Origin of the sequence: Microbacterium sp. P03, from assembly GCF_043556235.1 — a bacterium.
Classification (GTDB): Bacteria; Actinomycetota; Actinomycetes; order Actinomycetales; family Microbacteriaceae; genus Microbacterium.
Map to the genome: position 1 here is coordinate 771,440 of NZ_JBIGIM010000001.1, position 26,590 is coordinate 798,029.

General features: G+C 68.4%; 26 protein-coding genes. 16 read left to right on the plus strand and 10 right to left on the minus strand.

Features of this window, described 5'->3' with window-relative positions:
- Window positions 1-50: 50 nt before the first annotated feature.
- Window positions 51-437, plus strand: a complete 387-nt coding sequence (locus ACFXOO_RS03705; RefSeq protein ID WP_378851435.1) for an ATP-dependent DNA ligase — start codon at window positions 51-53, stop codon at window positions 435-437.
- Between the two features lie 28 nt (window positions 438-465).
- A complete protein-coding gene (locus ACFXOO_RS03710) occupies window positions 466-1,071 on the plus strand; it encodes a MarR family winged helix-turn-helix transcriptional regulator (RefSeq protein ID WP_394562809.1) in 606 nt (201 codons plus the stop codon).
- On the opposite strand, the gene ACFXOO_RS03715 is transcribed toward ACFXOO_RS03710, so the two are convergent.
- Window positions 1,007-2,635 (minus strand): dolichyl-phosphate-mannose--protein mannosyltransferase, encoded by a 1,629-nt coding sequence (locus ACFXOO_RS03715; RefSeq protein WP_394562810.1) that lies wholly within the window; start codon window positions 2,633-2,635, stop codon window positions 1,007-1,009. The two genes, ACFXOO_RS03710 and ACFXOO_RS03715, sit on opposite strands and share 65 nt — an antisense overlap.
- 49 nt (window positions 2,636-2,684) lie before the next feature.
- Between ACFXOO_RS03715 and rsmI the strand changes: the two genes are divergently transcribed.
- Window positions 2,685-3,503 (plus strand): 16S rRNA (cytidine(1402)-2'-O)-methyltransferase, encoded by an 819-nt coding sequence (gene rsmI, locus ACFXOO_RS03720; protein ID WP_378838169.1) that lies wholly within the window; start codon window positions 2,685-2,687, stop codon window positions 3,501-3,503.
- 19 nt (window positions 3,504-3,522) lie between these two features.
- Here the strand turns inward: rsmI and ACFXOO_RS03725 are convergent, their stop codons facing one another.
- The 4 genes from ACFXOO_RS03725 to ACFXOO_RS03740 all read right to left on the minus strand — a co-directional run bounded on the left by ACFXOO_RS03725 (window position 3,523) and on the right by ACFXOO_RS03740 (window position 9,592).
- Entirely contained in the window at window positions 3,523-4,440 is a 918-nt protein-coding gene (locus tag ACFXOO_RS03725; RefSeq protein WP_378851430.1) for a sugar ABC transporter permease, read from the minus strand.
- A complete protein-coding gene (locus tag ACFXOO_RS03730) occupies window positions 4,440-6,077 on the minus strand; it encodes an ABC transporter permease subunit (protein ID WP_378851428.1) in 1,638 nt (545 codons plus the stop codon). Before ACFXOO_RS03730 ends, ACFXOO_RS03725 begins: the two co-directional genes overlap by 1 nt.
- 81 nt (window positions 6,078-6,158) lie before the next feature.
- Window positions 6,159-7,388, minus strand: a complete 1,230-nt coding sequence (locus ACFXOO_RS03735) for an extracellular solute-binding protein (protein ID WP_378838176.1) — start codon at window positions 7,386-7,388, stop codon at window positions 6,159-6,161.
- A 143-nt stretch (window positions 7,389-7,531) separates the two neighbouring features.
- The gene (locus tag ACFXOO_RS03740) at window positions 7,532-9,592 is read right to left on the minus strand and encodes a beta-galactosidase (protein ID WP_394562811.1); all 2,061 of its coding nucleotides are present in this window, start codon (window positions 9,590-9,592) and stop codon (window positions 7,532-7,534) included.
- Window positions 9,593-9,814: 222 nt separating this feature from the next.
- Here ACFXOO_RS03740 and ACFXOO_RS03745 point away from each other — a divergent pair, with 222 nt between their 5' ends.
- From ACFXOO_RS03745 to ACFXOO_RS03760, 4 genes are all read left to right on the plus strand, one after another.
- On the plus strand, window positions 9,815-10,831 hold the full coding sequence (locus ACFXOO_RS03745) for a LacI family DNA-binding transcriptional regulator (protein WP_378838181.1): 1,017 nt from the start codon (window positions 9,815-9,817) through the stop codon (window positions 10,829-10,831).
- A 71-nt stretch (window positions 10,832-10,902) separates the two neighbouring features.
- Window positions 10,903-12,480, plus strand: coding sequence for a methionine--tRNA ligase (gene metG, locus ACFXOO_RS03750; RefSeq protein WP_378838183.1), 1,578 nt, complete (start codon window positions 10,903-10,905; stop codon window positions 12,478-12,480).
- Window positions 12,477-12,608, plus strand: a complete 132-nt coding sequence (locus ACFXOO_RS03755) for a hypothetical protein (RefSeq protein WP_394562812.1) — start codon at window positions 12,477-12,479, stop codon at window positions 12,606-12,608. Before metG ends, ACFXOO_RS03755 begins: the two co-directional genes overlap by 4 nt.
- Window positions 12,605-13,486: a TatD family hydrolase gene (locus tag ACFXOO_RS03760; protein ID WP_378838187.1), complete on the plus strand. Its 882-nt coding sequence runs from the start codon at window positions 12,605-12,607 to the stop codon at window positions 13,484-13,486. The genes ACFXOO_RS03755 and ACFXOO_RS03760 overlap by 4 nt, the downstream gene beginning before the upstream one ends.
- On the opposite strand, the gene ACFXOO_RS03765 is transcribed toward ACFXOO_RS03760, so the two are convergent.
- The 3 genes from ACFXOO_RS03765 to ACFXOO_RS03775 are packed head-to-tail and all read right to left on the minus strand — an operon-like array spanning window position 13,465 to window position 16,439.
- Window positions 13,465-14,772 carry an MFS transporter gene (locus ACFXOO_RS03765; RefSeq protein WP_394562813.1) on the minus strand — a complete coding sequence of 436 codons (1,308 nt, stop codon included), beginning with the start codon at window positions 14,770-14,772 and terminating at the stop codon, window positions 13,465-13,467. The two genes, ACFXOO_RS03760 and ACFXOO_RS03765, sit on opposite strands and share 22 nt — an antisense overlap.
- A gap of 59 nt (window positions 14,773-14,831) precedes the next feature.
- The gene (locus tag ACFXOO_RS03770; protein WP_378838193.1) at window positions 14,832-14,954 is read right to left on the minus strand and encodes a hypothetical protein; all 123 of its coding nucleotides are present in this window, start codon (window positions 14,952-14,954) and stop codon (window positions 14,832-14,834) included.
- A 24-nt stretch (window positions 14,955-14,978) separates the two neighbouring features.
- Complete coding sequence (locus ACFXOO_RS03775) at window positions 14,979-16,439, minus strand: sugar porter family MFS transporter (protein WP_394562814.1); 1,461 nt, start codon at window positions 16,437-16,439, stop codon at window positions 14,979-14,981.
- A gap of 81 nt (window positions 16,440-16,520) precedes the next feature.
- On the opposite strand from ACFXOO_RS03775, the gene rsmA reads away from it, so the two are divergent.
- Both rsmA and ACFXOO_RS03785 read left to right on the plus strand, forming a co-directional pair.
- Window positions 16,521-17,426 carry a 16S rRNA (adenine(1518)-N(6)/adenine(1519)-N(6))-dimethyltransferase RsmA gene (gene rsmA / locus ACFXOO_RS03780; RefSeq protein WP_394562815.1) on the plus strand — a complete coding sequence of 302 codons (906 nt, stop codon included), beginning with the start codon at window positions 16,521-16,523 and terminating at the stop codon, window positions 17,424-17,426.
- Between the two features lie 103 nt (window positions 17,427-17,529).
- Window positions 17,530-18,459: a phosphodiesterase gene (locus tag ACFXOO_RS03785; RefSeq protein WP_394562816.1), complete on the plus strand. Its 930-nt coding sequence runs from the start codon at window positions 17,530-17,532 to the stop codon at window positions 18,457-18,459.
- Here ACFXOO_RS03785 and ACFXOO_RS03790 read toward each other — a convergent pair.
- Window positions 18,404-19,990 carry a stealth conserved region 3 domain-containing protein gene (locus ACFXOO_RS03790; RefSeq protein ID WP_394562817.1) on the minus strand — a complete coding sequence of 529 codons (1,587 nt, stop codon included), beginning with the start codon at window positions 19,988-19,990 and terminating at the stop codon, window positions 18,404-18,406. The genes ACFXOO_RS03785 and ACFXOO_RS03790 overlap by 56 nt on opposite strands.
- A gap of 212 nt (window positions 19,991-20,202) precedes the next feature.
- Here ACFXOO_RS03790 and mgrA point away from each other — a divergent pair, with 212 nt between their 5' ends.
- From mgrA to ACFXOO_RS03825, 7 genes are all read left to right on the plus strand, one after another.
- Complete coding sequence (gene mgrA, locus ACFXOO_RS03795; protein ID WP_378838205.1) at window positions 20,203-21,270, plus strand: L-glyceraldehyde 3-phosphate reductase; 1,068 nt, start codon at window positions 20,203-20,205, stop codon at window positions 21,268-21,270.
- 25 nt (window positions 21,271-21,295) lie between these two features.
- Window positions 21,296-22,231 carry a 4-(cytidine 5'-diphospho)-2-C-methyl-D-erythritol kinase gene (locus ACFXOO_RS03800; protein ID WP_394562818.1) on the plus strand — a complete coding sequence of 312 codons (936 nt, stop codon included), beginning with the start codon at window positions 21,296-21,298 and terminating at the stop codon, window positions 22,229-22,231.
- Window positions 22,232-22,355: 124 nt separating this feature from the next.
- Window positions 22,356-22,661, plus strand: a complete 306-nt coding sequence (locus ACFXOO_RS03805; RefSeq protein WP_378838210.1) for a DUF427 domain-containing protein — start codon at window positions 22,356-22,358, stop codon at window positions 22,659-22,661.
- 49 nt (window positions 22,662-22,710) lie between these two features.
- Window positions 22,711-23,538 (plus strand): ABC transporter ATP-binding protein, encoded by an 828-nt coding sequence (locus tag ACFXOO_RS03810; protein ID WP_378838211.1) that lies wholly within the window; start codon window positions 22,711-22,713, stop codon window positions 23,536-23,538.
- Window positions 23,535-24,236, plus strand: a complete 702-nt coding sequence (locus tag ACFXOO_RS03815) for an ABC transporter permease (RefSeq protein ID WP_378851397.1) — start codon at window positions 23,535-23,537, stop codon at window positions 24,234-24,236. Before ACFXOO_RS03810 ends, ACFXOO_RS03815 begins: the two co-directional genes overlap by 4 nt.
- Window positions 24,233-25,018, plus strand: coding sequence for an ABC transporter permease (locus tag ACFXOO_RS03820; RefSeq protein ID WP_378838216.1), 786 nt, complete (start codon window positions 24,233-24,235; stop codon window positions 25,016-25,018). Before ACFXOO_RS03815 ends, ACFXOO_RS03820 begins: the two co-directional genes overlap by 4 nt.
- Complete coding sequence (locus tag ACFXOO_RS03825) at window positions 25,015-25,953, plus strand: ABC transporter substrate-binding protein (protein ID WP_394562819.1); 939 nt, start codon at window positions 25,015-25,017, stop codon at window positions 25,951-25,953. The genes ACFXOO_RS03820 and ACFXOO_RS03825 overlap by 4 nt, the downstream gene beginning before the upstream one ends.
- Before the next feature lie 90 nt (window positions 25,954-26,043).
- Here the strand turns inward: ACFXOO_RS03825 and ACFXOO_RS03830 are convergent, their stop codons facing one another.
- Entirely contained in the window at window positions 26,044-26,565 is a 522-nt protein-coding gene (locus tag ACFXOO_RS03830) for a dihydrofolate reductase family protein (RefSeq protein ID WP_394562820.1), read from the minus strand.
- Window positions 26,566-26,590: the final 25 nt, after the last annotated feature.

Sequence of the window (26,590 nt, forward strand, 5' to 3'; positions counted from 1 at the left end):
CTAGTTTGATTAGATACTTATCGAACTAGCCAAATCGAAAGGCACTCACGATGGGCACACTGCTGTACGGGAACGGTTCTGCGATCCCCGTGGATGACCGCACGCTGGAACACCTCCGCCTGGCGATGGCCGTGCGACTGCGCCGCGGGGAGTCGTTCATGGTGAGCCTGCCGATCGACGACGTCGGCATCGGATCGCGGAGGAACCTCTGGATCTCTCCCGCGGTCCCGCTGCAGTTCATCTCGGTCGGCAGCCGCGTCCCGGCGATGAACAGGCTCTGGGTGCAGGCCATGGGTGAGAGCGAGGACTCGACGGGGACGCTGACCGTCATGCCCGAGAACGACGCCGCCGCCTACCTCGAGCGCAAGCACATGCGGGTGATGAATCAGCTCGCGGGGTCGGAGATGCCGCGCGAAGAGGTCCGCGCCGCGAGCTGAACGTGACCGCCCCGAAGGAACGCGGCTGATGCCGTACGACCCGGATTTCCACGGCGGGTACTGGTTCGACGACACTGAGGACGCTCAGCACCGACGGGCGGTCGACGTCCTGGAGGCGTTCCGCCGGTATCGGTCGGCCGACACGGAGATGCGCCGACGTACCCGCGAAGAGATGTCGATGGGTGAGAATGATCTCCTCGTCGTGCGCTACCTGATGAGGTCGCAGCGTGAGGGCCGTCAAGTGCGGCCGAGCGAACTGTCGAAGTACCTCCGGGTGTCGACCGCGTCGACGACCGCGATCGTCGACCGGCTGGAGAAGCTCGGTCATGTCCAGCGGGTGCAGCACGAGACCGACCGACGCAGCATCTACGTCGAGCCGACCGTGAACGCCGATTCCGCGGTTCGTCAGACCCTGGGCGCCATGCATGAGCGGATGATGGCGGCCGTGCTCGACCTCAGCCCGCAGGAGGCCGACACCGTGATCCAGACGCTCACGCGTCTGCGCGAGGCCGTCGACCTCGTCGCATCGGATCAGAACGCGGACGGTGAGGACGACGATGAGCCCGTCGCTACACCCACGTCTGCATCCAGTTATGCAGACGCCAGAAGTCGTACGGCACCGGCGACGCCGTGAGGATCGGATACCAGAACGCCGAGATCAGCAGGACGAAGCCCAGGAACACCACGACCACCCACTGACCGGACCGGCGCCGGTGCGCGTCCTCTTCGGGGCTCTCCCTCCGTCGTCGGGGGCTGGCGATGTCGCGCAGCACGAACGTGAGTGCGATCACCATGAAGGGCAGCATGGCGATCGTGTAGAACTGGAAGATCGTGCGCTCGGGGTAGAGCAGCCACGGAACGTAGGTCGCCGCGAAGCCGGTCAGCACCAGCGCGTAGCGCCAGTCCCTCGTCCGCACGAAGCGGTAGAGAAGGTAGACGATCGCGGCCGACGCCGCCCACCAGATGAGCGGGTTGGGCATGCCGTACACGTTCTGCACGCAGCCGTTCACCGCTCCGCAGCCCGCCTCGCCGTTCGCGTCCTGGTGGTAGTACATCGAGGTGGGGCGCACCAGCAGCAGCCACTGCCAGGCCGGACTGGCATAGCTGTGCGGCGAGGTCAGCCCGACGTGGAATCCGTACATCGCCTGGTGATAAGCCCACAAGTACTGCAGTGGCAGGGGCAGCCACGACCAGAACCCCGTGGCCAGGGTCACACCCGTGCCGTCGCGGCCGTATCCTCCCGCAGTGACGAGCCAGCCGGTCCAAGACGAGAGGTAGACGACGCACGCGACCGGGACGAAGAGCAGGAACGAGACGGGACCCTGCCGGAACGCGGCATCGGTCGGCCAGTACCCGACCCCGGCCTTCCGCCGGGCGAGCGCGTCGCTGACGACCACGTAGATGCCGACGGCGGCCATGACGTACAGCCCCGACCACTTCACCGCGGTCGCGGCGCCCACGGCCAGCCCCGCTGCGATCAGCCACGGCCGGTTCCAGAGGACCGGACCCCACACCGGCGGTTCGCCCTCGACCGTGCGTGACGCGACGGCCGCTTCCAGGCGTCTTCGGTGCCGTCGATGATCGAGGATCACGAACCAGAAGGTGAGCAGGGTGAAGAAGGCCAGGAAGACATCCAGCAGGGCGACCCGACTCATGACGATGGCCAGGCCGTCGACGGCCATCAGCACGCCCGCGACCGACGCGAAGACGACCGACCGCGTCAGCGATCGCGCGACCAGGTAGACGAGCAGCACCAGTGCCGTGCCGAAGACGGCGGTCGCGAAGCGCCAGCCGAAGGAGGACTCGGCGCCGAACAGCGCCATCCCCGCCCCGATCAGGAGCTTGCCCAGTGGCGGATGCACCACGAAGCTGCCCTCGTCGTTGAAGATGCCGGTCTCGCCGGCCACGAACCGTTCGTTGGCGCCCTCGGTCGGCCATGTCGCCGGATACCCGAGGACCCATTGGCTCCAGGCGTCCTTGACGTAATAGGTCTCGTCGAAGACCAGGGCGTCGGGGTGCCCGAGGTTCCAGAAGCGCAGGATGCCGGCGACCAGGGTGATCACGAGGGGCGCCAGCCAGGCGATCCGCCGCTGCCGCTGCGGATCCGCGGCGAGTCGTGTCGACCAGCGGTCGTAGAAGGACGCGCGCACCTGCTCCGACGGCGCGGACGGCAGCAGAGGCTCGTCGGTCGTCGTCACAGCGAACAGCCTACGGCGGCAGGGCGGTACGGACTGTCAGACTGGGCGCATGCTGATCCTCGCCGCCACCCCGATCGGCAACCTCAAGGACGCGTCGCCGCGGCTGGTCGAGGCCCTCGAGACCGTTCAGGTCGTGGCATCCGAAGACACCCGCACGACGCACCGTCTGCTGCTCGCCCTGGGAATCGCCAACCGGCCCCGGTTGATCGCGCTGCACGATCACAACGAGAAGGAGAAAGCGGGCGAACTCGCCGCGCTCGCCGCCGCACAGGATCTGCTGGTGGTGAGCGACGCCGGCATGCCCACGGTGAGCGATCCCGGTTACGGACTCGTGGCTGCAGCCGCGGCAGCGGGGGTGACCGTCACGGCGATCCCCGGTCCCAGCGCCGTCGTGACCGCGCTGGCGGTCTCGGGCCTGCCGACCGACCGCTTCACCTTCGAGGGGTTCCTGCCGCGGAAGGCGGGGGAGCGGGCATCCACGCTGCGGGCGCTCGCCGCCGAGCAGCGCACGATGGTGTTCTTCGACTCACCGGCCCGCGTCGCCGCGACCCTGACGGCCATGGCGACGGCCTTCGGGGCGGATCGCCGCGCGGCCGTGTGCCGCGAGCTCACGAAGATGTACGAGGAAGTGGCTCGGGGCACCGTCACCGAGCTCGCGGAGTGGGCGGCAGCGGGGGTGCGCGGCGAACTCGTCATCGTCGTCGAGGGGGCCGCGGCCCGCAGCGTCGAATTCCCCGACGCGGTCACCCAGGTACTCGAGCTCGTGCGGTCGGGCATCCGATTGAAGGATGCCTCGTCCGAGGTGTCGGCGCAGACCGGGCACTCGTCCCGAGAGCTATATCAGGCCGCCCTCGCCGTCCGGAACTGACGGGGCGGCCCGACCGGCCTCAGCCCTTGACCGAACCGGCGGTCAGTCCGCCCACGATGTAGCGCTGCAGCGCGAAGAACAGCACCAGCACGGGAATCGACGCGATCACGGCACCGGCGGCGAACAGCCCCCAGTTCGAGGAGAGCTGGTTCGACACCCACTGGAACATGCCCACCGCAAGCGTCCAGTTGTCTTCGCTGACCAGGACGATCTTCGCGATGATGTAGTCGCCGAACGCCGCGATGAAGGCCAGGAGCGCGACGACCGCGAGGATCGGCGTCACCAGCGGCATGATGAGCCGCCAGAAGATCTGCGCGTGGGTGGCACCGTCGATCTTTGCCGACTCGTCGATCTCGATCGGGATCGTGTTGAAGAACCCGTACATGAGGAACGTGTTCACGCCCAGAGCGCCACCGAGATAGACGCAGATCAGGGCGATCTTCGAATTGAGGCCGAGAGCCGGCACCACTTCGCCGAGGCTCAGCAGCATGAGGAAGATCGCGACGAAGGCGAGCGCCTGCGGGAACATCTGGATGATGAGCAGGCCCGTGAGGCTGGCTCGGCGGCCCGAGAAGCGGAAACGTGAGAACGCGTAGGCCGCGCACGCGCCCATCAGGACGGCGCCGATCGACGAGGCCGCGCCGACGATCAGCGTGTTGCCCGCCCAGGTCCAGAAGCTCGTGCCGCTGAGCGCGGCGAAGTTCGAGAAGTCGATCGACGAGAACAGGGCGTTGCTGGCCGCGAGGGTGCCGCGGGGATTGAGGGCCGCGGACACGACGTACACGAGCGGGAACACGGCGTAGAAGATGATGATGAGCGCGAGGACGTACTTCCAGCCCACGTCCCGCAGCCAGCGGCTGCGGCGAGCGCGGGTGCGGTCGGGTGCCGCCGTGTCGGTGTCCGGGCGGCGGGTGCGGGTGGCGTGGGTCGTGGACATCACTGGTACTCCTCGAGCTTGCGGGTCTGTCGGAACGCCAGCGCGGCGATGACGCCGATGACGACGAACACGAGAATCGAGAGGGCACTCGCCAGCCCGTAGTCCGCGGCGCCCCCGGAGACGCCGGAGATGTCGTAGATCGCCGAGATCAGGATGTCGGTGGCACCGAGGGCGAACGGTGCACCGGGTATCGCGGGGCCGCCGTTGTTGAACATGTAGATGATCGTGAAGTTGTTGAAGCTGAACGCGAAGGAGGAGATCAGCAGCGGGGCGGTGGAGACGAGCACGAGCGGCAGGATGATCGAGCGGAGCTTGCGCCAGGCGCCGGCACCATCGATGGATGCTGCTTCCAGCGCATCGGCGGGGAGTGCCTGGATCGCGCCCGTGCACACGAGGAAGTAATACGGGTAGGAGAGCCAGACGTTGACCCAGAGCACCGCCATCCTGGCCAGCCACGGGTCACCGAGCCAGTCGATCTGCGCCCCGAAGAAGAACAGGTCGTTGATCACGCCGAACTCGGAGTTGAACATGCCGCGGAACAGCAGAGCCGACATGAAGGCCGGGAAGGCGTAGGGGAGGATGAACAGCGTCCGGATGATCTTGCGCCCGCGCAGGCGAGGGTCGTTGAAGATCAGGGCGAACAGCAGACCCAGCGCGAAGGGGAGGACCACCGAGAGGATCGCGAACGCGAACGTCCAGGCCGTCACGAGGAACAGCGGCTGTCCGAGTGAAGGATCGGTGAAGAGCTTGATGAAGTTGTCGAAACCGACGTTCACGACCCAGCCGGTGGGCAGCCTCGTGCCGTCCTCCGCGACGAAGTTGCCGCCTGCGGTGGCGGTGTAGACGGTGCCGGTGCTCGTATCGGTGATGGTCTGCGCCGCGGCATCCCACGTCAGCGTCGACAGATACACCGACCCGGTGCTGCCGTCGCGCGTCCGGATGGAGCCGTCGTTGGGGTCGTCCGAGACGGGTACGCGCAGTTCCGTGATCTGCTGCTGGAGTTCGGGATCGCTCAGAAGCTGGGCGCGCGGCACGACATCCCAGCCGGGAACCGCCGAGGGGGCGCCGGTCGAGCCGATGTCGGCGCCGCTGACGTCGCTCAGCGGCTCGTCTTCCGAGCCCGCCCGCACGTCGTCGCCGTCGACGATGGCGAATCCGAGCGCGCCGCCGCGCTGCACCACGGTCAGCGGATAGCTGTCGGATCCTTCGATCCGGCGCTCGCCCTGGCTGAGCGCGGCGTTCACGGCCTGCTCCTGGGTGCCGACGTGCCCCGTGCCGTAGTTGGTGAAGGCGATGTAGGCGGTGTAGCCGAAGATGAAGATCTGGAACACGAACAGGAAGACGAGTCCCGGATACAGGTACTTCAGAGCGATGGCCCGTTTGCTGAAGTACACGACGTCGGCGATGACGACGAGCACGACGGAAGCGCCGACGATGAGCCACGCCTGCTCGTTCCACGCGGCGAGGATCGTCATGACACCGAGGGCGTTGATGCCGGCCATCAGCACGAGTTTGACGAGGAACCCCCACCCCAGGCCGTGCCAGCGGCGCGCGTGCGACTCGCTCCGGGGCGCGAGCGGTGGGTCGTCCGCGGACGGGGGGACCGGCTGACCGGTCGCGATCTGTGGTGCCGACATTCTGTTCTCCTCGTGCCGCGGGCGTCGGGGCGGTGGTGTCCGGGGGCGGGCGGCGGGCCCGCCCCCGGGACGGGGATGCTGCTAGGAGGTCGCGTCCGTGACCTGCTGGACCATCGTGTTCCAGGTGCTGACCGGGTCGGCGCCGCCGATGATCTGCACCTGCGCGGCGTTCCAGAGGTCCCAGACCGAGCCCATCTCGGGGATGCTCGGCATGGGCACGCCGTTCTTGGACGATGCGACGAATCCGCCGATGATCGGGTCGGAGGAGACCTCGGTAGCCAGGTCGGTCCACGCCGGGATGCGGGGGTCGGCGTCGTACAGGGCGCGCTGGGCGTCTTCCGTCGCCATGTAGTTCACGAGGAACTCCTGCGCGAGAAGGGCGTTCTTGCTCTCCGAGCTGAGGTAGAAGCCCTGCACGCCGACGAACGGCGCGGCGGTCTGGCCGCCCGCGGACGGGATCGGGTTGACCTTGACATTGACGTCGGCGAACGAGGCGATCGCCCACGGTCCCTGGATCGTGTACGCCGCCTTGCCGGTGTTGAACAGCTCGTTGTTGGTGTCGTAGTCCACGGTCGTGGAGATGATCCCGGTCCCGGCTGCACCCTGCGAGCCGAGCCACGCCGCGAAGCCGTCTCCGGGCGCACCGCCCATGCCGACGTCGGTGGTGTACGAGCCGGTGTCGTCCTGGACGAAGACGGGAGCGCCGAACGACGTCTGCAGGCCGTACATCGTGTAGGCGTCGCCGGTCTGGCCGGCCGTGTTGATGACGAACGGGCGCTCGGCGCCCGAGGCGGTGCCCTTCGCGATCATGTCGTCCCAGCTGGTGGGCGCATCCTCGCCGACGAGGTCGGTGTTCTGCACCAGGGCGACGGTCTCGAGCGAGTACGGCAGCGCATAGAGCTGGCCGTCGTAGGTCATCGCCTGAAGCGCGACGGGCTCGATCGAGTCGGCCTTGTCGCCGAGGTCGATCGTCGAGACGACACCGGCGGCCACCAGGGCCCCGAGCCAGTCGTGGGCGCCGATCGTCAGGTCGGGGCCTTCGCCGGTCGGAACCTGGTTGATGAAGTCGGTGCGGATGTCGTCGAAGTTCTTCTGGACGATGGTGACGGTCGCGCCGGTCTCCTCCTCGAAGGACTTCGCCGCGGCCTCGATCGCGGGCTTGCGGTTCTCATCGGCCCAGATGGTCAGTTCGGTGCCGCTGGCGTCCCCGCCACCGCCGCCCGAGCTGTCGGGGGCCGAGCTTCCGCTGCAGCCCGCCAGGAGAATGGCAGACGCGATCGTGATCGCGCCGATGGCCAGATGCTTGCGCATGAGTGTTCCTTCCAGGGTGTGGCCGCACCGCGGACTCAGGAGAGTCGCGCCGTTACGACCGGTTTGGTGTGTGGGCCGTCAGGCCCGTTCAGGGATGGTGCAGAGCACGTGATGGTGCGGGGTGTGCGATGCCGGTGCGGGCCTCACACGCGGACGAGTGGATGGGTGGCCGCCTCCTTCCGCGCGCGAGCGGTGCGGATGATCACGACATCGCCGGCTGGCACCGTGATCTCGCCGTCGACCTCGGTGTCGGTGAGGAGCTCGGTTCCCGACGCGTGCAGGCGCTGCTCCCGCTCGCCGTGGTTGATCGCCACGATGTAGTCGGATTCCTCGCCATGGCGCGTCACGATCTCGAGGCCCGCCGGAGCAGCGAACGGCTCCACACCGGCATCGAGGTAGACGGCGCGCATCACGGTGCGCAGGCTCGCAGCATCCAGACGGGTGCTGATGTACCAGCCGATGCCCTCGCCGCTCTCGTTGCGGGTGATGGCCGGTCGACCGGCCGCAGGCCCGTCGACATACGTCGCGAGTACGGCAGCCTCGTGGACCCTGAGGTCTTCCTGCCACGTGTCGGCGGTGAGCGTACCCGAGCCGTCACCTCGGTCTCCGTGCCAGGCCACCGACGCGGTTGCGCTCTCGCGGAGGGGGAGGAACTCCTCCGCGACCACACCGAGCGCGGGCCGGAGCGGCGCGCCGAACCCGCCGGCATGCACGGCGTCGTTCTCGTCGACCACGGCCGAGAAGAACGACACCAGCAGTGTGCCGCCCCGCTCGACATAACGGTTGAGGTTCTCGGCGTCCTCGACGCGGAGGAGGTATTGGGCGGGGGCGATCACCAGGCGGTAGGCGGAGAGATCCTGACCCGGCAGGGCGAAGTCGACGGTGATGTTGTCGCGCCACAGCTGCTCGTAGAACGCGCGGACGCGCTCCTGGTGCGTCAGATCGATGGACGGACGCCACTCGAGGTCCTGCGCCCAGAACGACTCGAAGTCCCACAGGATCGCGACATCCGCCACGACGCGCGAACCCCGCACTTCGCCCAGTCGTCGCAGGTGCGATCCGAGCTCCACGACCTCGCGCCACACGCGGGAGTCCGTCCCCGCGTGCGGGATCATCGCGGAGTGGAACTTCTCGGCGCCCGAGCGGGAGGCGCGCCACTGGAAGAACAGCACCGCGTCTGCGCCGCGGGCGACGTGGCTGAGGGAGTTGCGCGACATCTCGCCGGGACGCTTGGCGATGTTGCGGGGCTGCCAGTTCACCGCGGAGGTCGAGTGCTCCATCAGCATCCACGGCCTGCCGCCCCCTACGGAGCGCGACAGATCGGCGGCGATGGCCAGTCCGATCTCGCCCTCTTCGTCGGCGGCCCAGAGGTAGTGGTCGTCCGAGACCACGTCGACCTCGCGGCCCCAGGCCCAGAGGTCGGTCGTCCAGCTCTGGTTCGCCATGAAGTTCGTGGTGATCGGCTGCGTCGCACGGGCGCGGATCGCATCGCGCTCGGCGATGAAGCACGCGCGCAGCTGGTGATCGGTGAAGCGGGCGAAGTCGAGGCGCTGCGCGGGGTTGACGACCGACGGCGCGGTGCGCGGGGCGTCGACGTGCTCCCATGCGGTGTAGCTCTGGCCCCAGAACGCGGTGCCCCAGGCGGTATTGAGTGTGTCGAGCGTCTCGTACTTCTCGATCAGCCAGTCGCGGAACGCGAGGACGGATGCCGGGGAGTAGTCCTCGCCGACGGGCACGCCGTACTCGTTGTGGACGTGCCAGAGGACGATGGCCGGATGCTGGGCGTAGCGTTCCGCGAGGGCGGAGGAGATGCGCACGATCGCATCGCGGTAGGCGGGTGAGGACGGGGATGCGCTGCCGCGGGAACCGCCGCCCATGACGACGCCGTCGCGCGACACCGGACGCGCGTCGGGGTGATCGGCGAAGAACCACGCCGGCGGAGCCGCCGTGGGGGTGCCCAGGTCGACGCTGATGCCGTTCGCGTGCAGGAGGTCGAGGAGCTCGTCGAGCCAGCCGAAGTCGAAGACGCCCTCGCTGGTCTCCAGGAGCGCCCACGAGAAGATGCCGACGCTGACGAGGTTGACACCCGCCTCCCGCATCAGCACGACGTCCTCGTCCCAGACCTCACGCGGCCACTGCTCCGGCGTGTAGTCACCGCCGTAGGCGAGTCCGCTGAGTGCGGGCCAAGGGGTGCTCTGATTCATGACGCTCCGTCGGGTCTCATCGATCTGTGCTGCGGCGGTGCAGTGTCGCGCCGAGATCGAGGTCGAGGTCGACGTCGACGGCACTGGGACCGGTCACAGTATGACCCGCACGGGCGGGTCGGCGCACGCAGCCCGCGGCATCCGTTATCGAACCGTGACCGGTCACACCGGCCTGTCCGACCGAGCGTTCGCGTGTCGGTCGGGCCGGTAGAGTCACTCTCCGTGGAAGAGTCCAGTTCGGCGCGTCGTCGCCCGACGATCCGCGATGTCGCCGCCGAGGCGGGGGTGTCGCGCGGCACCGTGTCGCGCGTCATCAACGGGGGTCACTGGGTCTCACCCGATGCGCGCGTGGCGGTCGAGGAGGCCATCCATCGCACGGGATACACCGCAAACCATCACGCCCGGAGCCTCGCCACGGGTCGCGCCGGATCTCTTGCGTTCCTCCTCACCGAGCCGCAGCACCTGCTCTTCAACGACCCCACCTTCGCCCTCCTCCTGCGCGGAGCGAGCGAGGCCCTGGCGCAGCGCTCGATGACGCTCGTGCTCCTGGTGGCCGACACCGCGGCCGAGCGGGCGAACATCGAGCACTACGTGCGCGCCGGCCACGTCGACGGGGTCCTCCTGATCTCGTCGCACGAGTCCAACCCCCTGCTGGACTCGCTCATCGACGCGCACATCCCGACCGTCTGCACGGGCAAGCCGCTGGGCCATCGGGCCGACGTCCCCACCGTCTCGGTCGATGAGGAGGGATCGGCACGCGTCATGACCCGATACCTGCGCGACCGCGGCCACCGGCGCATCGCCGTCATCACCGGCCCCAACGACACCCCGGGCGGACGCTTCCGTCTCGTCGGATTCCGCGAGGAGATGGGCGAGGACTTCGATCCCGAGCTCGTGGAGCAGGGGAGCTACGAGCGGGCGACGGGCTACGACGCCATGACCCGGCTGCTCGACCGCGCCCCCGAGATCGACGCCGTGTTCGCGGCATCCGACGTCCTGGCCGTCGGGGCCGCCGCCGCCATCCGCGCATCGGGCCGGCGCGTCCCCGAGGACGTCGCGGTGGCCGGCTTCGACGACTCGGGGCTCGCGGCCACGCACGAGCCGCCGCTGACCACGATGCGGCAGCCGTGGGCGGAGATCAGCGCGTCGATGGTCGAGATGCTGCTGGACATCATCAACGGCAGGGTGCGCGAGTCCGTCGTGCTCCCGACGACGCTCGTCGTCCGCGACAGCGCCTGAGCGGAGCGACGGATGCCGGGAGCCGACGTCACACGGCGGGCCGCGGCATCCGGCCAAACTAGAATCGTGGCGTGAGCACCGGCAGTTCTTCCTCGTTCTACATCACGACGCCGATCTATTACCCGAGCGACGTGCCCCACATCGGACACGGCTACACGACCGTGGCCGTGGACGCGCTCGCGCGCTGGCACCGTCAGGCGGGGGATGACACCTGGATGCTGACCGGCACCGACGAGCACGGGCAGAAGATGCTGCGCGCGGCCGCCGCGAACGGCGCGACCCCGCAGCAGTGGGTCGACCGTCTCGTGTCGGAGGCCTGGTATCCGCTTCTGGAGACGCTGGATGTCGCGAACGACGACTTCATCCGCACGACTCAGCCTCGTCACGAGGAGCGTGTGAAGAAGTTCGTGCAGGCGATCTACGATCGCGGCTACATCTACGCCGGCGAGTTCGAGGCGCTGTACTGCGTGGGCTGCGAGGAGTTCAAGACCGACTCCGAGATCGTCGACGGCACGGGCCCGTTCGAGGGTCTGAAGGTGTGCGCGATCCACTCGAAGCCCCTGGAGCTGCTGCAGGAGAAGAACTACTTCTTCAAGCTCAGCGAGTTCCAGGACAAGCTGCTCGAGCTCTACAAGGGCGACTTCGTCCGGCCGGAGTCGGCCCGCAACGAGGTGGTGTCCTTCGTCCGCAACGGTCTGAAGGACCTGTCGATCTCGCGGTCGACGTTCGACTGGGGCATCCAGGTTCCCTGGGACGAATCCCACGTCATCTACGTGTGGGTCGACGCTCTGCTGAACTACGCCACCGCGGTCGGCTACAGCGCAGACCCCGAGGAGTTCGCCCGCCGGTGGCCGGCCTACCACGTCGTCGGCAAGGACATCCTCCGGTTCCATGCGGTCATCTGGCCGGCGATGCTGATGGCTGCGGGCCTGGAGGTGCCGCGGGGGGTCTTCGCGCACGGGTGGCTCCTGGTGGGCGGTGAGAAGATGTCGAAGTCGAAGTTGACGGGTATCGCACCGACGGAGATCACCGACGTGTTCGGCTCCGACGCGTACCGCTTCTACTTCCTCTCGGCGATCGCCTTCGGTCAGGACGGTTCGTTCTCGTGGGAAGACCTGTCGGCGCGCTACCAAGCGGAACTCGCCAACGGCTTCGGCAACCTGGCTTCGCGCACGATCGCGATGATCGAGCGCTACTACGAGGGGACCGTGCCTCCGCCCGGAGAATATGCCGAGGGCGACATGTACATCCAGCGCGTGGTGGCTGATGCGGTGACCACCGCGGATGCCGCGATCGAACGCTTCCGCATCGATGAAGCGATCGCCGCCACCTGGACCATCGTCGACGCGCTGAACCTGTACATCACCGAGAACGAGCCGTGGGCGCTGTCGAAGGACGAGGCCCAGCGCGAACGTCTCGGAACCGTCCTCTACACCGCGGCCGAAGGGCTCCGCGCTCTCGCGGTGCTGCTGTCGCCCGTGATGCCCGTCGCGACCGAGAAGCTCTGGATCGCCCTGGGCGCGGCCGAGACCGTCGGGCGCCTGCACGATCAGCCCATCCGCGAGGCGGGTGGCTGGGGCGTGCTGAAGCCGGGGTCGAGCGTGAACGGCCTCGCGCCGCTGTTCCCCCGCGTCGAGCAGTCGCCGTGAGTGCCCTCCCCATCGCGAACGGTCACGACGCGCCGTGGGCTGCGTGGCGATCACGGCGTGTCGAGGCCGATCGTGAGGGCCGCGGCGTGGTCTCGGTCGCAGGGGACGGCAGCGAGGAGCACGCGTGACCGACCCGAGCGCGTATGTGCGGGAGCGTCACAAGGAAGGCCGTGACGTGCGGTGGCCCGTGGCTCCCGAACCCCTCGCCGTCGCCGTGTACGACAACCACTGCCATCTCGAGATCGCCGACGGCGAGCAGTCGCGCTCCCTGGTCGAGCAGCTCGATCTCGCCGCCGAGGTCGGGGTGGTCGGTGTCGTGCAGGCGGGGGGCGACATCGAGTCGAGCCGATGGTCGGCGGATGCCGCGGCATCCGATCCTCGTGTTCTGGCCGCCGTCGCGATCCACCCGAACGAAGCTCCCGCCTACGCCGAGGCGGGCAGGCTCGACGAGGCGATCGCCGTCATCGACGAGCTCGCCGTGCAGCCGCGGGTACGCGCGATCGGCGAGACGGGCCTGGACTTCTTCCGCACCGACGAAGCGGGCCTCCCCGCCCAGTTCACGAGCTTCGAGGCGCACATCGCGCTGGCGAAGAAGCACGGAATCGCCATGCAGATCCACGACCGGGACGCGCACGACGCCGTGCTCGAGACGCTCGCACGCGTGGGGGCGCCCGAGCGCACGGTGTTCCACTGCTTCTCGGGCGACGCCGCCATGGCCCGCATCGCCGCCGATCGCGGATACCACCTCAGCTTCGCCGGCAACGTGACCTTCAAGAACGCGCAGAACCTGCGCGATGCGCTGGCCGTGACGCCACTCGACCGCATCCTGGTCGAAACGGATGCCCCATTCCTCACACCCTCGCCGCATCGCGGTCGACCGAATGCGCCGTACCTGATCCCGGTCACCGTGCGCTTCATGGCCGCCGAGCTCGCGCTCGACCTCGACGAGCTGTGCGCGCAGCTCGCCGCGAACACCCTGGCCGTCTACGGCTCGTTCGTCGACTGATCCCCGGATCCGTCCACGTCGGACGACGACGGGGTGGCGGCGGTGATCAGAGAGATCCACCGCCAGAAGACGGCGAGGGTGAGAGCAGACCCGCCGAACGCGAACCACCACGGTGCGGTGAGACCCCAGGCCTGCGCGATCAGCCCGCCCAGCAGCTGACCGATCACGAGCCCCGCGAAGATGCCGACCATGTTCACGGAGGCGATGCGGCCCTGCAGCTGCATCGGCACCAGTTGCTGTCGAACGGTCGTGGAGATCGTGCCCCAGACGAACGCGTACGCGCCGAACCCGAACATGATCGCGAACGCGACCGCCGGCACCGTGGTGAGAGCGAACGCGAGATGCATCAGCACCTCGAGCGACAGGCACACCCGCATCAGGGTGGCGAACGAGACGTGGCGCTCCAGCCAGCCGAACGACGCGGTTCCCGCCAGGCCGCCGAGAGCTGACGCCGTCGTGAGGATTCCGAACCCGACGGCGCCCATCTGCAGGTGCTCGGTCGCGTAGAGCACGAGGATGCTCCAGGGCGCCGCCCACGTCACGTTGAAGACGAGGATGATCAGCACGAGCGTGCGCACCGGCGCGTTGCCGCGCAGCCACTGGAGTCCCTCGCGGATCGGGTGCGGTGTGCCGCCGTCACGAGCGGGCGTCGCGCCGTCGGTGCCCTCGGCTGCCGCTTGTTTCGGGGGAACAGCGGTAGACGCGATTCGCGAGATCAGGACGACCGCGAGGCTCACGCAGAGGATCTGCACGAGGAACGGCCAGAAGGATCCGATCGCGAAGAGGAAGGCTCCGAGCGGCGGTCCGGCGAGCTGGTTTCCTACCAGGTAACCGGCCTGCAGACGCGCGTTGCCGATGCCGAGGTCGCCTGGTCGCACGAGCATCGGCAGCAGCGTGCTGCCCGCGGTGTCGGCGAAGACCTCCGCGGTGCCGTACAGGAACGCCGTGACGAGGACGACCCCCACGGTGACGTGCCCCGTGGCCAGGAAGAGGACCAGAGCGAGTACGACCACCGCGCGCGACCCGTTGGCGATCATCACGAGGCGTCGTCGATCGCGGTGGTCGGCGACGGATCCCGCGAAGAGGCCGAACAGCAGCCACGGAAGGAACTGCATCATCGCCCCTGCGGCGACGAGGAGGGGCGACGATGTCAGCGACGCGATGAGCAGCGGAGCCGCCGAGAGCGCGATGCCGTCGCCGATATTGCTCGTCCACGACGAGGCGAGGAGCCAGCGGAACGATTCGCCGAGGCGCCGCGGAGCGATCAGATCCCCGAGCGACGGCATCCCGCCATCCTAGGAGTCCTCGCGAGCAGACGCTGCCCCCGGGGGGACTCCCGGAGGCGCTACTCGGGGCTGTCCTGGTCGTCGAGGCGCTTCTCCTCGGCGGCCTCCAGCCGCTCCTTGTCCTTCTCGGCGTTCTCGCGCTCTTCGCGGATCTTCTCGTGAGCCTTGGAGTTGTTCGTCATGACTCGACGATAAACCCCCACTGCCTACTTCGCTGCGGTCTTCTTCGGCGGCCGGATGAACAGCGTCTCGGTCTTCTCGAGCTCCATGCCCTTCGTCTCGGGGATGCGGAGCCAGACGTAGAAGAACGACAGCGCCGCGAAGGCGGCGTACATCCCGTAGGTCAACGGCAGCGACAGCGCCGACATCGCGGGGAAGCTCACCGTGATGAGGAAGTTGGCGATCCACTGCGCCGCTGCAGCCACTCCCAGTGCCTTGCCGCGGATGCGGCTGGGGAAGATCTCGCCGAGAAGCACCCAGACCAGCGGTCCCCACGAGGCTCCGAACCCGATCACGAACACGTTGGCCGCGACGAGGGCGATGGGTCCCCACGGAGCGGGCAGTGAGACGTCGTCGCCGCTGCCGGTCGAGAACAGGAAGCAGACGGCCATGGTCGCGAGCGAGACCGCCATCATGACCGAACCCGTCAGCAGGATGGGCTTACGACCGACCCGGTCGACCAGGAAGATCGCGATCAGAGTCACCAGCACGTTCGTGATCGAGGTCACGACGCTGATCGCGAGGGATGAGTCTTCCGAGAACCCGACCGACTTCCAGAGGGAGGTCGAGTAGTAGAAGATCACGTTGATGCCGACGAACTGCTGGAAGACCGACAGGATGATGCCGGTCCAGACGATTCCCTGCATACCGAGGACGGGGCCGCGCAAGGAGACCCCCTTGTTCTTCCGGTCGTCCTCGATGCCCTTCTCGAGCTCGCGCACGGTCTGGTCGAGGTCGGCGGCGGGAACGAGCCGTGCGAAGATCTCCTTCGCCTCGGCGCTGCGGCCCTTGGCGATCAGGTAGCGCGGCGACTCCGGCATCGTGAACGACAGGATGCCGTACACGGCGGCCGGCACCACGCCGATGAGGAACATCCAGCGCCACGCGGCCAGACCCCACCAGAACGGTTCGGCAGCCCCACCGGCGCCCCACGCGAACACCGCGTCGCTCAGCAGGGCGGCGAAGATGCCGAGGGTGATCGCGAGCTGCTGCAGGGATGCGAGCCCGCCGCGGATCTGCCGAGGCGCGATCTCGGCGATGTAGGCCGGAGCGACCACCGAGGCGATGCCGATGCCGATGCCGCCGATCACCCGCCACAGGATCAGGTCGGGCACGCTGAAGGTGAGTGCCGATCCGATGGAGCTGACGAGGAACATCACTGCCCCGAGGCGCATCACCGCCAGGCGTCCCCACCGGTCGGAGAGATTGCCGGCGATGATCGCGCCCACCGCGCAGCCGAGGAGCGCGACGGCCACGACGAATCCCGTGAGGACGGCGTTGATCTCGAAGGTGCCCTGCACCGCGTCGACCGCGCCGTTGATCACCGAGGAATCGAAACCGAAGAGGAAACCGCCGACCGCGGCGGCGACCGACAGGCCGATCGCTCGGCGTCCGAACGGACTCCGGACGGAGAACGCGTTGGTGGGGATGGAACCGGAATCGCTCATGCGAGCACCCTACTCGCGTGTCGGCGGAGAGTGGCGGACGCGCTCGCGAGTGGTACGGGACGCCCCGGATAGGGTGATCGCATGCCCGTGACCCTCCTCGGCGCGACGGAGATCCGCGCGCTGGCCACCGAACTCGATGTCACCCCGACGAAGAAGCTGGGGCAGAATTTCGTCGTCGACGCCAACACGGTGCGCAAGATCGTGCACGTCGCCCGGGTGACGGCGGGGGAGCGCGTGGTCGAGGTCGGGCCCGGGCTGGGGTCGCTGACCCTCGCGATCCTCGAGGCCGGGGCATCCGTCACCGCCGTCGAGATCGACCATCGCCTGGCACGGCGTCTGCCGCAGACCGCGCAGGCGCACGGAGTCCCGGAAGACCGACTCACCGTCGTCGATGCCGACGCCCTGCAGATCGCCGAGCTGCCGGGCGACCCGACGATCCTGGTGGCCAATCTTCCCTACAACGTGTCGGTGCCGGTGCTGCTGCACTTCCTCGAGACCTTCCCGAACCTGCAGCGCGGCGTCGTGATGGTGCAGGCCGAAGTGGGCGAGCGGATGGCGGCGCCCCCCGGGTCGAAGGTGTACGGCGCGCCGAGCGTGAAGGCCGCGTGGTACGGCGCGTGGCGACTGGCCGGAACCGTGTCGCGGCACGTGTTCTGGCCGGTCCCCAACGTCGACAGCGTTCTCGTGGCTTTCGAGCGGGACGCCGTGTCGCGCGGCTCCGAGCAACTGAGACGTCGCACGTTCCGGATCGTGGACGCCGCCTTCCAGCAGCGTCGCAAGATGCTGCGCCAGGCGCTGTCGGCCGTGCTGGGCGGAACGTCGGCCGAAGCATCCGCCATCCTCGAATCGGCCGGCGTGGCGCCGACCGCGCGGGGTGAAGAGCTCTCGGTGGAGGACTTCGTCCGGATCGCCGAGATGACACCCGTTGCCGGGAGCGACACGGGTGACTCCGAGACCCGCCCCGACGCGCCCGATGACGTTCAATGACCGTTCATCCCCAGTTCCCGGAAACACGCCTGTAACATGGGGACCGTCCTGTGAGAGTGGCAGGGGAGCGCCGCACCCGTGGCGCACAGGGAGAGCGATCGTCATGCGCACAGCGGAATACGCCGCACCGGATCGCGTCCTGCTGCACATCAGCGACACGCACCTGCGCGACCACGGATCCAAGCTCTTCGACGTCATCGACTCGGGTGACCGCCTGGACCGCGCGCTCGCGGCGATCGAAGCGTCCGCCGTCCGCCCGCACGCCGTGGTCTTCACCGGCGACCTGACCGACTTCGGCGAGCTCGGCGCCTACACGGCGCTGCGCGAGCTCGTCGAGCCGTTCGCGCATCGGCTCGGTGCGCGCCTCTTCTGGGTCATGGGAAACCACGACGATCGCGGCGCGTTCCGTGAGGCTCTCCTCGACGGCGATGCGAGCGACATCACGCCGATCGACCGCGTGGACGAACTCGACGGACTGCGGCTGATCACGCTCGACACGAGCGTTCCGGGGGCCCATCACGGGGAGCTGCGCGAAGAGCAGCTGCGCTGGCTCGCCGACGTGCTGGCCACGCCCGCTCCGCTCGGCACGATCCTGGCGATGCATCATCCGCCGGTCCCGAGCGTGCTCGCGCTCGCGGCGAGCGTCGAGCTTCACGACCAGCGCCGGCTCGCCCACGTGCTGCGCGGTTCCGACGTCCGGTCCATCATCGCCGGGCACCTGCACTACTCGACCTTCGCGATGTTCGCGGGCATCCCCGTCTCGGTGGCCTCCGCCACCTGCTACACGCAGGATCTGACGGTCCCCGTGGGAGGCACCCGCCCACAGGACGGTGCGCAGTCGTTCAACCTGGTGCACGTCTACGACGAGACGGTCGTGCACGCGATCGTGCCGGTCGACGTCCCCGCGGCGCTGGAGTACATCGACCCCGACGAAGCGCAGCGCCGACTCTCCCGCGCGGGGGTGGCTCCGCGTCAGGTCAGCGTGCCCTCCCGGAACGCTCCGCCGACGGCGCCGCTGACCGTGCTGACGTGACGTCGACGACTTCCCAGGGTGCGGCGATCGGATAGAGCCGTCCGAGCAGCGACTGCACGGCGCGCACCCGGACCGGCTCGGGCACTTCCGACCATCCGCCGTCGTTGAGGCAGAACATGTCGATGTCGCTGCGCTCGGCCAGCCGCTCCATGCGGGTCAGCCCGCTGGACATCGTCGTCTGCAGGTAGCGCGTGCGCGGCCGCGTGGTGGCCACCGCGCGGCCTGTGAACTGCGCGTAGTAGTGGTAGAGGCAGTTCGTGATCGACACGTCGGTGGCCGACCGGAACCTCGACGCCGCCGTGCGCGCGAAGTCCTCGGGGAAGACCTCCTCCATCTCGGCGACGACGCTGCGTCGGAGCGGTGTGGCACAGTGCTCGAGGTCGTGCGTGATGACGCGCCCGAAGCGCTCCTTCAGAAGTGCGCGGTTCACGCGGAGCGCGTTGTCGTGGCCGCTGCGCTCGGTGTCGGGCGCACCGATGCCGATGCGCAGATCGCACTCGACGAAGTGCGACACGCCTCCCGCGGAGAAGAAGAGCTCCGGCTGGACCGGACGCCCGAAGAACATGTCGTCGTTCGAGTACAGGAAGTGCTCCGACAGGCCGTCGATGCGATGCAGCTGCGACTCGACAGCGTGCGAGTTGTGCGTCGGGAGGACCGACGGGTCGGCGAAGAACTCCTCGCTGCGCACCACGGTGACCTTAGGATGCTCGGCCAACCACGCCGGACGCGGCGAGTCGGTCGCGACATAGATGTGCCGCACCCACGGCGCGTACATGTGGACGCTGCGTAGGGCATAGCGGAGCTCGTCGACGTGACGGTAGCGCGCCGGCCCGTCATCGCCGTCGCCGACGACGTATTCCTCCAGCTGCGCCGCCCGCTGACGCTGGAAGTCGCTCGACGAACCGTCGACCCACGAGAAGACCATGTCGATCTCGCCGGTGAACTCGCCCGGGTGCGGGTCGAACATGCCGTCGATCGTCGACCACGTGCGGCCGAACGCCTCCACGGTGGACAGCTGCAGGTCCGATGCCGGGAACACGCGCCTCGTCAGCGCGTTCTCGCGGGGCGCCTCGATGATGTCCTCGCCGAACCGCCAGAACTCCAGGTGGACGGCCGTGGCGACGCCGTAGCGGAGCCCCGACGCGGTGACGCGCGGACGGAAGACGCGCAGCGCGCTCGGCCCCCGGGGCGGCACGGGGAGGTCGGGAAGAGGCAGCACGGAGGATCCGCGGAACTTGCCGTACAGCGGCTCGCGGTCGCAGACCGCCGCGATCGCGTCGAGCGCTCGGTCGCGCTCGGAGACGTCCATGACGAGTGCATAGCCGTGCAGTTCCCGGCGGATGAGCATCGGCGCGAGGTCGGCAGCTGCCAGCAGGTCGGCGATCAGTGTCAGATCGGCGTCGTGAGCTTCGAGGGGTGTCGTGTCATCGTGAACCAGATGGAGCATCCCGTGGTCCAGAACCACGTCGTCGCGATCGGCAAGTGCGGCCCAGGGACGTCGTTCGCGGGGCAGGGGTGTCAGGGTCGTCATCAGCTCACCTTCTCTGGCAGGGCGACCGTGTCGGCGGACGCAGGGTAAGGCGTAAGCGTAGATGGCGTTCGTTTCCGGCACGTTGCGCGGGTGGGGGATTGCGCTGGAGGCGCAATCGTGCCGCACGCGCGGCGACGCGGCAGGATCACCCGTGCCGGACGTGCGCGGGGGCCGGAAACGCGCCGCCACGTGGGGCGCGCTAGGTTCGAAGGGTGACTGACGAGCCCCGCTTCCGCACCGGTATCCCCGAGATCCACCGTCCCTATGTCGCCGCCGACGATCGGTACGACCTCACGCAGTATCGGCAGGTCGGCACGTCCGGTCTGTACCTGCCCCCGATCTCCCTCGGTCTGTGGTGGAACTTCGGCGACAACGTCGCGTTCGACCAGCAGCGCAGCGTGCTGCGTCACGCGTTCGACTCGGGCATCAGCCACTTCGACCTCGCGAACAACTACGGGCCGCCGTACGGCTCTGCCGAGACCAACTTCGGCCGCATGATGCGGGAGGACTTCGCGCCGTACCGCGACGAGCTCCTGATCTCGTCCAAGGCCGGTTACGACTTCTGGCCCGGTCCCTACGGCAACTGGGGCTCGCGCAAGTACCTCATCGCCAGCGCGGAGTCGTCGCTGAAGCGCATGAGCCTGGACTACGTCGACATCTTCTACTCCCACCGCGTCGACCCCGTGACACCGATCGAGGAGACCATCGGCGCCCTCGACACGCTCGTCCGCCAGGGGAAGGCGCTCTACGTCGGCATCTCGTCCTACAGTGCGGAGCGCACGGCCGAGGCATCCGCCGTCGCCCGCTCACTCGGCACCCCGCTCGTCATCCACCAGCCGGCGTACTCCATCCTCAACCGCTGGGTCGAGGACGGCCTGACCGGCGTGCTCGCGCAGGAGGGGATGGGCGCCATCGCCTTCACGCCGCTCGCGCAGGGCCTGCTCACGGACAAGTACCTCGACGGAGGACGCGGAGACCGCTCGCAGCAGCGCGCGTCACTGCCGTCGTCGACGCTCTCGGAGAAGGGGCTGGCGACGATCCGCGGTCTGAACGACATCGCGAAGGAACGCGGCCAGTCCCTGGCCCAGATGGCGATCCAGTGGATCCTCCGCGACCCGGTGGTCACGTCGGCCCTGATCGGCGCTTCGCGCACCTCGCAGCTCGACGAGAACATCGCCGCGCTGAACGGTCCCGCCTTCGACACCGAAGAGCTCGAGGAGATCGACGCGCTCGCCGGCACGATCGACGTCGACCTGTGGGCCGAGTCGGCCGGACGGTGAGACACCGTCCCGTGAACGGCGCACGATGAGCGGACCGGCGTCGATCGAACCCGGTCGGGTGCACGTCCGCGCGCCGGGAAAGCTCAACGTCTTCTTCGAGGTGGGGGAGGTGCAGCCCGACGGCTATCACGATGTCGCGTCCGCTTACCAGGCGGTCTCGCTGTACGAGGACCTCTGGGCCGAGGACTCCGACGATTTCACGATCGCGGTGACCGGCACCGTCGACGTGACCGGCGTGCCGCAGGACGACCGCAACCTGGCGCTTCGCGCCGCGCGGCTGATCGCGAAAGAGATCGGACACGTCGGCGGCGTGCATCTCGAGATCGCGAAGCACGTGCCGGTGGCGGGCGGCATGGGCGGAGGATCGGCGGATGCTGCGGCGGCGCTGATCGCGTGCGATGCGCTGTGGGGGGCCGACCTCGGGACCGCTCAGCTGCACCGACTGGCCTCGCGCCTGGGCGCGGACGTGCCCTTCGCGCTGATGGGCGGCACGGCCATCGGGACGGGGCGCGGCGATCAGCTGAGTCCTGCCCTCGCGAAGGGCCGCATCGACTGGGTCGTCGTGACGGCCGACGGCGGCCTGTCGACACCCGAGGTGTACGGGCGGCTGGACGACCTGCGGCGCGATCGCGGACTCGACATCGCCCCGGCGCCGCGGGCTCCGCGGGTGTCGCCGATCGTGCTCCAGGCGCTGCGGGCCGGCGACGCCACGGCGTTGGCCGAAGAAGTGCGCAACGATCTGCAGATCGCCGCCCTGTCGTTGCGTCCCGATCTGCGCGACGTCCTCGAACTCGGTGAGAGCGCGGGCGCGCTGGCCGGAATGGTCTCGGGGTCAGGTCCGACCCTGGCCTTCCTGACTGCGGGACCCGAGGCCGCGCTCGACCTGCAAGTGACCCTGACCGCGGCCGGGCGGGTCGCGATCCACGTGCACGGGCCGGTACCCGGCGCCCGCGTGCGCTGACTCCTACACCAGGGCGACATCCAAGGCAATCATCCCCACGCTGTCGGTGGGCGACGGTAGCGTGGGAACGGTTCGTAGAGAATCAGCTCTTTCCGGCTGATCACGACCCCTTGGGGAGGACCCGATGCAGGCACTACTCGAAGGCAAAGTCGTAGCCGAGGCTGACGCCGCAGATCTCGTGAAGATCGAGGGCAACTGGTACTTCCCGCCGGCGAGCGTCACGCCGGGCGTGCTCACAGACAGCCCCACGCCGTACACCTGCCCGTGGAAGGGCGAGTGCCAGTACTACTCGCTGACCGCGGCCGACGGCACGGTGCTGACCGATCGGGCCTGGTCGTACCCGACCCCCTACCCCACCGCCATCGAGCGTGTCGGCACGGATTTCTCGGGCTACGTCGCGTTCTGGAAAGAGGTCCAGGTCGTCGATTGACGACTGGACCGTCCCGAGATGAATATCCCGAGATGAACAGGATGCCGGTGTGATCGAGTTCACTCGTGTGACCAAAGAATTCGCTGACGGTACGCGGGCGGTCGACGACTTCAGCCTCGTGCTGCCGTCGCGCAAGACCACCGTGTTCGTGGGATCGTCCGGCTGCGGCAAGACGACGCTGCTGCGGATGATCAACAGGATGGTCGAGCCGAGCGGCGGCGTGATCGCCATCGACGGCGAGGACATCGCGGGGCGTGAGCCGGTGCAGCTGCGTCGGAGCATCGGCTACGTCATGCAGAACTCTGGTCTGATGCCTCACTTCACCGTGATCGACAACGTCGCCACGGTGCCGGTCCTGCGCGGCGTGCCGAAGAAGAAGGCGCGCGAGGACGCCCTCGAGCTGCTCGACACCGTGGGCTTGGACCGATCGCTCGCGAAACGCTACCCGAGCCAGCTGTCGGGCGGTCAGCAGCAGCGCGTCGGCGTGGCTCGCGGCCTCGCGGCCGACCCCAACATCCTCCTCATGGACGAGCCGTTCGGGGCCGTGGACCCCATCGTGCGCGCCGACCTCCAGCAGGAGCTCATCCGGCTGCAGCGCGAGCTCGACAAGACCGTCGTGTTCGTCACCCACGACATCGACGAGGCATTCCTCCTGGGGGACCAGGTCGTGATCCTGGAGAAGGGCGCGCAGATCGCGCAGCAGGGCACGCCGAACGAGATCATCGAGAACCCCGCATCGGAGTTCGTGGCCAGTTTCATCGGGTCCGATCGGGGCCGTCGCGCACTGCGCCTGAAGAAGACGGACCGCGGCACGGTCGTGGTGGATGCCTCCGGTCGCACCCAGGGCGAGCTCCTCGACGAGGACACTCCCGCGTGAACTGGCTGATCGCGAACTTCGATCTCGTGGTGTCGCTCAGCATCAACCACATCCGGCTGAGCATCATCCCGATCGTGCTCGGATTCATCATCGCGATTCCGCTGGGTCAGCTGACCCTCGCGGGCCGGGTGACGCGGGGCACGATCATCACGGTGACGAGCCTCCTGTACACGATCCCCTCGCTGCCTCTGTTCGTGATCCTGCCGGCGATCCTCGGCACGAAGGTGCTGAGCGACGTCAACCTCATCGTCGCGCTGACCATCTACGCGGTCGCGATCATGGTGCGGGCGTCGAGCGACGCCTTCGGCTCGGTGTCGGCCGACACGAAGCAGGCCGCCACCGCGATGGGCTTCTCCCGCTGGAGTCGGTTCTGGCGCATCGAATTCCCGCTCGCCGGGCCCGTGCTGCTCGCGGGGCTGCGCGTCGTCTCGGTGTCGACGATCGCGCTCGTGTCGGTCGGCGTGCTGATCGGCTCCGAGAACCTGGGCTATCTGTTCACCAACGGGAAGGCGCGCAACAACCTCGAGGAGGTGGCGATCGGCATCATCGCGAGCCTGCTGATCGCACTCGTGTTCGACGTCATCCTCGTTCTCATCGGTCGGGCGCTGCTGCCCTGGAGCAGGACGGACCGCGCATCCCGTCGGCGTCGCCAGATCACGACGATGAGCGCCCCGATCACGGCGGGGAGCCCGACGTGAACCTCTTCGTCGATGCCATCCTGTGGATCTTCAGCCCGGCCAACTGGCAGCCGGGCGCACAATCGCCTCTGCCTCTTCAGGACCGGATCACCGAGCACCTCTTCTTCACGGTGATCGCGGTGCTCATCGCCGCTGCCATCGCTCTGCCCGCCGGCTTCTACATCGGACATACGGGTCGCGGCCGCCAGTTCGTGATCGGCTTCACCGGTGCCATGCGGGCGCTGCCCACGCTCGGCGTGCTCTTCTTCCTCACGATGCTGATCGGCTCGGCCGTGCGCGGCAACAGCGGGGTCTTCTGGGGGGCGATGATCGCTCTGACGATCCTCGCGATCCCGTCCATCCTCGCCGGAGCGTACGCCGGTCTCGAGTCCGTGTCGCGCCAGACCATCGACGCCGCGCGTGCCAACGGGATGACCGAGATGCAGATCCTGCTGCGGGTCGAGATCCCGCTCGCGCTCCCGCTCATCATCGGCGGCATCCGCGCGGGGGTGCTGCAGGTCATCGCCACCGCCGTGATCGCCTCGTACGCCGGCCTCGGCGGTCTGGGCCGGGTGATCTCGAGCGGCATCGGCCTGAACGACTACGACCGCATCCTCGGCGGCGCCATCCTCGTGACCGTACTCGCTCTGGTCGTCGACGGGATCTTCGCACTTGTTCAGCGGCTCACCCGCGTCCCCGGCGACGACGCCGGACGGGCCGGGAACCCACAGCTCCGCCGACGGGCGTCCCGCCCGGCGGCGGTGGTGGAAACACCAAACCAAGAGAGGAATGTCACAGCATGACCATTTCACAGAAAGGCCGGGTCGCCGCAGGCGTCATCGCGGTCGGAGCCGTTCTGGCTCTGGCAGGGTGCGCACAAGGAGATCCCACCGCACCGGAGACCAACGATTCGGGCGCCGCCGCGGGCTCCGACACGATCATCGTCGGCTCATTCGCGTTCCCCGAGAGCGAGATCCTTGGTGAGATCTACGCGCAGGCACTCGAGGCGAACGGTTTCGACGTCCAGACGAAGTTCAACATCGGGCCCCGTCAGCAGACGATCCCCGCCCTCCAGGACGGCTCGATCAACCTGATCCCCGAGTACAACGGCAACCTGCTGGCCTTCTACGACACGGAGTTCACGCAGCGCACGACCGAGGACGTGGACGCGGCGCTCGTCGACGCGGTCGCGGCCGACGATCTCGTGGTCTACGACTCCGCCGAGGCGGAGGACAAGGACGCCTACGTCGTCACGAGCGAGTTCGCGACCGCGAACAACCTCACCTCGATCGGCGACCTGAAGAACGTCCAGCCGTTCGCCCTCGGCGCCAACCCGCAGTTCGCCGAACTGGGATACGGCATCCCGGGTCTCGCGTCGGTCTACGGCGTGAGCGACGTCACGTTCCAGCCCTACGAGGACTTCGGAGGACCCGACACGGTCAAGGCGCTCGTGGATGACACCGTGCAGGTCGCGGACATCTACACCACCTCGCCCGCGCTCGTCGCCGAGAACCTGGTGGTGCTCGAGGACCCCGAGAACCTGATCGCGGCGCAGAACGTCATCCCGCTCGTCAGTTCCACCGTCGCGTCGGACGAGCTGGAAGAAGCGCTCAACGCGGTGTCTGCCAAGCTCACCACGGACGACCTGATCGCTCTCCGCGATCGAGTCGAGGGTGACGAGCAGGCGTCGGCGGCCACCGCCGCGAAAGACTGGCTGACCGAAGCCGGGCTCCTGTAGTCCGACCGGCGACCACGACCGACGAAGGCCGTCCCACCCCTCGGTGGGGCGGCCTTCGTCGCGTGCACGGGCGAGTGCTCGGCGCGGGCGTCACCGCACGACCGCGTAGCGGGCGACGAGGAAGTCCCGGTTCCGCCCCGCCTCCTCGAGGCGCAGCTCGGTGCGGCGGGGAAGCAGTGGTGCCCCCGCGCCGAGCATCACCGGGGCGTACTGCACCCAGATCTCGTCGAGCAGTCCCTCGTCGAGGAACTGCCCGGCCAGGTCGCCGCCACCGATGACCCACACGTCGCGGCCGGCCGCGGCATCCGTCATCTCGGCGTGGACGGCGCGGACGGCGTCCGACGTGAGGGTGACGCCCAGCGCGGGGATCAGCGCGCGGTGCGTGAACACCCAGGACGGGAGCGTCGCGTCCCACCCGTCGGGGTCGTTCGACTGCACCCACAGGTACGTCGTCGCGCCCATCGCCGCCGCGCCGATCGTCGCGCGGAATCCGGCGAAGTTCATCAGCCCGTCCTCGTCGATATCGCGGCTCAGCAGCCATGCCAGTGAGTCGTCGGGATCGGCGATGAACCCGTCGAGCGAGGAGGCGGTGTAGTAGATCGTCTTCGGCATGCCGCCAGTGTCGCGCCCCCCGCCG